The 4,489-nt window shown below is 25.9% G+C and carries 3 protein-coding genes; 2 read left to right on the plus strand and 1 reads right to left on the minus strand.

What is annotated here, in order from left to right; all coding sequences use genetic code 11:
- The first annotated feature begins 208 nt into the window (after positions 1-208).
- On the plus strand, positions 209-685 hold the full coding sequence (locus tag ACIQ56_RS14835) for a hypothetical protein (protein WP_397601821.1): 477 nt from the start codon (positions 209-211) through the stop codon (positions 683-685).
- 13 nt (positions 686-698) lie between these two features.
- Here ACIQ56_RS14835 and ACIQ56_RS14840 read toward each other — a convergent pair whose 3' ends face one another.
- Entirely contained in the window at positions 699-1,787 is a 1,089-nt protein-coding gene (locus tag ACIQ56_RS14840) for a serine hydrolase domain-containing protein (protein WP_397601822.1), read from the minus strand.
- Positions 1,788-2,077: 290 nt separating this feature from the next.
- On the opposite strand from ACIQ56_RS14840, the gene ggt reads away from it, so the two are divergent.
- Positions 2,078-3,838, plus strand: coding sequence for a gamma-glutamyltransferase (gene ggt / locus ACIQ56_RS14845; RefSeq protein ID WP_397601823.1), 1,761 nt, complete (start codon positions 2,078-2,080; stop codon positions 3,836-3,838).
- The last annotated feature ends 651 nt before the right edge of the window (positions 3,839-4,489 follow it).

Genomic DNA, 4,489 nt, shown 5'->3' on the forward strand with positions numbered 1-4,489 from the left:
GAACTTGATTTTTAAACTCAAGAGAATATTGACTTTTAACTGATTTCTTCTTTAACATTGGACAACCCTTCTATATGAACGCCTAAGTTCATAGCATATTGTCCACCAAAAGGAATCACTTTAGGTATGCTAATATGTTTGACATTCTTTTTGAATATGTTAATAGTAAAAATCCAATTTGATAATTCTTTTTTTATAGAGGTAGCTCATGATAAAGCCAATTAAATATTTATTAACTTTAAGTATCATTATGCAATTTGGAAATTCATATTCACAAAACATAAATTTAAATGAGAGAGAGCAGATTGAAGCTACATGCAGAGAAAAAATTGAAAGAATGCAAACAAATACTCAAATAATGAATGCATTTGAAAATACAATATTAAATACGGAAGCTATCATGAATCAATGTATGCAAAATGCATTAGAAATCGCTTTTTTTAATAGCTATAATACCATTGAAGACACTCAGGATTTATATAAAAATACAGTTAGAGCAATTCAAGCTAAATTAAATGAATATAGAAATTCATCTGATAATGAAACAAGTAAAAAATTTTTATGCTTTAATTGGCAAATATTTGCATTAACCATAGCTGCCAGAGCAGAAGAAAAATTTTTAAAGAGAGCACTTATTACAGCAAACAATTTATTAGTTAGAGACTGCAAAAAAGTAAATGAATAATTAAAATAAATTACTAAAAACACTCTTTATAAATAATAGATTCTACTAATTCATTAAATTCAATTAATTTTTTGTTGTTATCTGAATTTATAGCGTATGTATATGAAACATTTTTCTCAGGAACATAAGACATTTTTGTTGAAAATCCAAAAATTCCTCCTGTATGCATATATTCACTTGAATTGAATTTAAAATTGTAAACATCAAAAATAGCAAAACCATAATAATCATTTACTCTCTTATTTAAGTCTACTCTAGAGATTAATTTATTGAATTGTATGTCGTTTAATAATAATTTATTATTTATAAATAAAGTTCTTAAAAATTTATTTAAATTTATGGTATTTGCAATCATTCCACCAGCAGAACCTGCTTGAGATAAACTAAAATCTTTCACATCAAATCCATTGGGAGAAAGAATTGAATATCCGTAAAAATATCCCGTCATCAAATTTTCAAGCTCATAAACGGGAATTTCATTCTTTGGCAAGTGCTCAACAAAAAATGTTTGTTTTAATTTTAACGGAATCAAAATTCTATTTTTCAACTCCGATGATATTGAGTTTTTAGTCACAATTTCAATTATTTTTCCAAGTAAAATATAATTTGTGTTAGAATATTCCCATCTCTCACCTGGTATAAAATTTAGATCATCATGAACTACAAAATTTAACAGTTCTTCTTTTGTATAATGATAGCTTGGTTCAGATAAAAATTTAGGTGGAATAGGATTTATTTCCTTACCAAAATAATTATTAATTCCGCTTGTCATATTTAATAATTGAGAAATTTTGACATCACTCCATTTTTCATACTCCTTTGGAAAATACTTAAATAAGGAATCATGTATTGAAATTTTACCTTCTTCTTCAAGTTGCAATATTATTACTGCAATAAATAATTTTGTGGTACTTCCTATTCGATATAAGCTCTTATTTTGAGTTTTTATTCCATCTATGGATTGAAGCCCGCTATTAAATGTTATTTCATCCCCATTATTATATTTTGGACATTGAAACGTAACAGATGTTCCTGTGCTTGATTGATCATTCTCATTAAATTGATCAAACTTTTGTTGAATTTGAATTTTTTCTGTTTTCATTATTGTATGCCTACATCCCATACTAATATTTAAGAAAAGAAAAAAACAAAAATAATTTAAATAGGATATATATTTTATAAAATTCATTAACACCTCTTTTCAAAAAGAAATAATATAAATTAAATAAATTTTGTCAATTTTTAACTTAAATAAATTTATCAATAGTTTATTTTAAATTATCTATAAAATAATTAAAAATATAATAAATACAAATTTTATCGATAATCTTATTGATAAAATTAAATCTACAATGTAAATTAAATTTTAAAATTCAACATTAAGGAATCTATATGAAAATAAAATATTTCTTTATTATGACTATTTTATTATTTTTAGAAACAAATTCATTTGCTTTAATTAATTCTTTTAAAATTGATAATTCAAAACTTCTTGTTAATGAAATATTTAAACCAATATATGGAAAAAATGGAATTGTTGTTACAGAAGAAGAAATTGCATCAAAAGTGGGAGCAAAGATATTAAGCCAAGGAGGAAATGCCGTCGATGCCGCAGTTGCAGTTGGCTACGCTCTCGCTGTTACATTTCCAGAAGCTGGCAATATTGGAGGTGGTGGTTTTATGATGATTTGGCTTAATAAAGAAAAAAAAGCGATTGCTATTAACTACAGAGAAAAAGCCCCTAAATTAGCCACACGTGATATGTTTTTAAATAAAAAAGGGAATGTAAATGATGAGCTCATTGATAAAAGCCATTTATCAAGTGGAGTACCTGGAACGGTATACGGACTAAATTATGCTTTAAAAAAATATGGATCTTTACCATTAGCAATTGTCATGAAACCAGCCATTGATCTTGCGCGTAATGGTTTTGCTGTAACTCATGCTTTTTCAAATTCGTTAGAAGAATCAAAGGATTTATTATTGACTAGTCCTGAATCTAAAAAAATATATTTTAATAATAACAATGAAGCTAGAAAAACAGGAGAATTATTTATACAAACAGACCTTGCAAATACTTTAGAAAAAATATCTAAAGAAGGAACAAATGCATTTTATCAAGGAGAAATAGCAAATAAAATAATTCAGGATATGAAAGAAAATAACGGTATAATTACTTATGAAGATCTCGCTAACTATAAAGCAGAAGAAATGACTCCAATATTTGGAAAATATAGAGGGTATAATGTCATATCGGTCCCTCCGCCAAGCTCAGGAGGCGTTACTTTAATTGAAATGTTGAATATTTTAGAAAATTTTGATTTAAAAAATGTTCCTTTAAATAGTGCTAAATATTATCACATCATGACTGAAATTATGAACTATGCATATCATGACAGAAATAACCAATTAGGAGATCCTAATTTTGTAAAGAATCCAATTCAAAAATTAACTTCAAAAGAATATGCTTATCATCTTTTTAAAAGAATAAATTTAATTAGACATACACCATCATCAAAAATACAAACAAATGGAATAAAAGTAGCATTAGATCAATCGGGTAACACAACACACTTTTCCGTAATTGATAAAGATGGTAATATGGTATCAAATACATATACCTTAAATTTTTCTTATGGAAATGGAAAAACTGTAAAAGGTACCGGATTTTTATTAAACAATGAAATGGGAGATTTTACTGCCAAAGTTGGCGTTCCAAATTCGTACGGACTTATTCAAGGAAAAGCAAATGCAATTGAACCTCAAAAAAGACCTTTAAGTTCAATGACACCAACCTTATTATTGAATGAAAATTTTGAACCCATTCTTGCAACGGGAGCGCCAGGTGGAAGTAGAATTATAACACAAATATTCAATGTATTAGTTAATTATATTGATTATAATAAAAATATTGCTACAGCAACTTCAAAAGCAAAGTTTCACAGTCAATTATGGCCTGATGAAATTTATTATGAAGATGGAATAAGTCCAGATACAATAGAAAAATTAACTAAAATGGGACATAAATTAAAGTTAGGACACCCTTATGGCTCAGTTCAAACTGCAGAACAAAAGAAACAAAACCAAATTTATTATGGTTTTGCAGACCCAAGATCTGAAGGAGATGGTGCAATAGGTGTGTTTAAAGAATAAATATATTTCTATATTTATTCTTTTTATTAATGATGTAATTATTTATTTTATATTTAAATAATAAAATAACGATATGAAAAATAGAACCCAAATAAAAAATATTCTTATACTCATTATATGACCTATATTAATTTGAAATATTAGAAATAGGAAATCTTATTTTTGGCATAATGAATATTTTCAATTTTCAATTTTGTTTTTGAATGATCGCCCTTTGCTTCCATTTTTGTTTTTGATAGAATAAATATGCCACAAGAAGTAATAGTGATAAATAATTTAATAAATGTAAATATACTCATGACATCACCCATTATAATTAAAGAAAATTTTTACATAATAAGAAACAAGGGACTAGCACGTTTTACAACGAATTGACTATTCAGTCAAATTGTTTTTTATTTTATTGCAAAAAATATTTTTTTTAATCATTTTTAATAAAACATACAAATACAAAAAAATTTTTTATATAAAATTAATGAATAATATTTTTTATTTTAAGCAGAAATAACAATAAATTATAATTATTAAATAAATTAATGACTACCAATTTTATTGGTTCTGTTGCAAAAAAAGATCATATGAGAGTAAAGTATCTTCCTTGGATTGTAATTGGGGGAAGTAGAGATGGATTTCAAGTGGAAACATACAGAG

This window comes from Silvanigrella sp. (genome assembly GCF_044369315.1).
In the GTDB taxonomy this organism is placed as follows: Bacteria; Bdellovibrionota_B; Oligoflexia; order Silvanigrellales; family Silvanigrellaceae; genus Silvanigrella.